This is a genomic window from Actinomadura monticuli, assembly GCF_041463655.1.
In the GTDB taxonomy this organism is placed as follows: domain Bacteria; phylum Actinomycetota; class Actinomycetes; order Streptosporangiales; family Streptosporangiaceae; genus Spirillospora; species Spirillospora monticuli.
In genome coordinates this window covers 1-2,382 of sequence record NZ_JAXCEI010000041.1, presented here as the reverse complement: position 1 = coordinate 2,382, position 2,382 = coordinate 1, and the positions used below count along the sequence as shown (strand labels likewise).

Annotated in this window: 3 protein-coding genes; 2 read left to right on the top strand and 1 reads right to left on the bottom strand. The window is 44.8% G+C overall.

Annotated features, from left to right (window positions below; genetic code table 11):
- The first annotated feature begins 194 nt into the window (after positions 1-194).
- Together SM611_RS37540 and SM611_RS37535 are read left to right on the top strand one after the other, a co-directional pair.
- Positions 195-1,342, top strand: a protein-coding gene (locus SM611_RS37540; RefSeq protein ID WP_131619234.1) for an IS3 family transposase whose coding sequence is annotated in 2 segments (ribosomal slippage) — positions 195-432 and positions 432-1,342 — 1,149 coding nt in all. Because the reading frame shifts where the segments join, the coding sequence is not laid out codon by codon here.
- A gap of 7 nt (positions 1,343-1,349) precedes the next feature.
- Entirely contained in the window at positions 1,350-1,574 is a 225-nt protein-coding gene (locus SM611_RS37535) for a lysozyme family protein (protein ID WP_371955162.1), read from the top strand.
- A gap of 43 nt (positions 1,575-1,617) precedes the next feature.
- Here SM611_RS37535 and SM611_RS37530 read toward each other — a convergent pair whose 3' ends face one another.
- Positions 1,618-2,256, bottom strand: a complete 639-nt coding sequence (locus tag SM611_RS37530; RefSeq protein ID WP_088545101.1) for a hypothetical protein — start codon at positions 2,254-2,256, stop codon at positions 1,618-1,620.
- Between the last annotated feature and the right edge of the window lie 126 nt (positions 2,257-2,382).

Here is a 2,382-nt window from a genome sequence, read left to right as displayed (position 1 = left end):
AATGGAAATCGGAACGCAAAATATAACGCCGAACACCGCAATAATTAACCGCCCTTTTAGACCCATCATGCAACCTCTATGACATTTTAGTTACAATGGATATCGTCAGAAAGAGTACTTTCAAGAGTGAATGAATCGCCACGGGTTTAACAGACACCTCAGAGTCATTTAAGATGACTTAAAGAGAGGTGCCCATGAGCGGTAAGCGTTATCCCGAAGAGTTTAAAATTGAAGCGGTAAAACAGGTTGTTGATCGCGGCCATTCTGTTTCCAGCGTGGCAACACGTCTCGGTATCACCACCCACAGTCTTTATGCCTGGATAAAGGCATATGGCCCGGATTCCTCAACCAATAAAGTCCAGTCAGACGCTCAGGCTGAGATCCGACGCCTCCAGAAAGAGCTGAAGCGGGTTACCGACGAACGGGACATATTAAAAAAAGCCGCGGCGTACTTCGCAAAGCTGTCCGACTGAGGTACGCCTTTATCCGTGACAACTCCTGTTGCTGGCCTGTTCGCCTGCTCTGTCGGGTGCTGGATGTTCATCCCAGTGGTTTTTACGCCTGGCTTCAGCAGCCGCATTCACGGCGGCATCATGCTGACCTGAGGCTGACGGGGCTGATAAAGCAGTTCTGGCTGGAGTCGGGTTGCGTTTATGGTTATCGCAAGATCCACCTCGACCTGCGGGATACCGGACAACAGTGCGGAGTTAATCGTGTCTGGCGACTGATGAAGCGTGCCGGGATAAGGGCTCAGGTCGGGTACCGTAGCCCACGGGCACGTAAGGGTGAAACCAGCATCGTGACGCCCAACAGGCTCCAGCGGCAGTTCAACCCGGAAGCACCGGATGAGCGTTGGGTAACGGACATCACCTACATCCGGACTCACGAAGGCTGGCTGTATCTGGCTGTGGTTGTTGACCTGTTCTCGCGCAAAGTTATTGGCTGGTCAATGCAGCCCCGGATGACAAAGGATATTGTCCTGAATGCACTTCTGATGGCCGTGTGGCGACGTAATCCTCAAAAGCAGGTGCTGGTTCATTCTGATCAAGGCAGTCAGTACACAAGCTATGAGTGGCAGTCGTTCCTGAAATCACACGGGCTGGAGGGCAGTATGAGCCGTCGCGGTAATTGCCATGATAATGCGGTTGCAGAAAGCTTTTTCCAGTTGTTGAAACGCGAACGGATAAAGAAAAAGATATACGGAACGCGGGAAGAAGCCCGCAGCGATATTTTTGATTACATCGAAATGTTTTATAACAGTAAGCGTCGGCATGGTTCCAGCGATCAGATGTCACCGACAGAATATGAAAACCAGTATTATCAACGGCTCGGAAGTGTCTAAATTATCCGTGGCGATTCATGATGCATTTTCTAATGACAGAAAAGTAGCTCTAGTCGACATGGGATTTAACATTGGCATTCCAAAATTAAAATCAAACTTCCCTAATTTCAACGCTGCTGTAAACCGTGGTGATTGGCCTACTGCTGCGGTTGAGTCCCACAGAACTGGTTTAGATGACAGTCGAAATCCGCGTAATAAAGATACGCATGACCAGCTTCTTTCTGATAAGTAATTAGTTTAATAAAGCTAATGGCCACAGGGATGTGGCCATATCATTAAAGTGGGCTATTTTCATCAACCTTTTGTATTTCCCATATCTTTTCCTCTTTATATTTAATGATGTAGCTATTTCTGATCCCGTATGTCCCGTGTAACGTAAACGCAGCTATGGTTACAATATTAAAATCTTTTCCATCTCTATTTGAATATGTACTGTAGGATATTAACCTGTATCCTGTATCGTCACTCTGAGATTGTAAAACATCACCTTTCATCATAAAGTCCGGTGAGGTATCCCATATGCTTTTACCATTGAATTTTTTTTGCACCTCTTCTTTTTCATTATCACTGACAATCAATTTTTCAGAAGCTGGGAAATGCTTCAATAAGTCACTTAACGATGGTGCAGGTGCGTCTTTTTTAACCAGTCCGTTTTGGATTGCATAGGCATTTATATAACAATCAGTTAGGGCAGCTTTTGCCTGGTCATAATCTGGTTCAGAAATATCAAGGATGTTTTTTACTGTTTCACCTGATTTGCGTAATGAGATGAAATCAGAACATGAAGAAACCTTTGCAATATTGTTATCATTCAATACTAGTGTTAAGGGCAATCCATTTATCTCAAGTTCGTTCGAGGCAAACACCGTCGAACTAAAAAGAAATGCGCTGGCAACACATAAAAAACGTTTCATTCGATCTGCTTCTTTTCTTAGGCTGTGAGCCTTTAAATGTACTCGGTTTTTTTTTTAAAAAAACTATTTTTATGGTATCGAAGCACTGCAATTCTGCTGATTATAATGCCTACTCAAGCCCCATAG

Bases quoted from the DNA above. Each gene is read 5' to 3' on its own strand.
- SM611_RS37530 (WP_088545101.1), bottom strand. From the start codon at position 2,256: ATGAAACGTTTTTTATGTGTTGCCAGCGCATTTCTTTTTAGTTCGACG.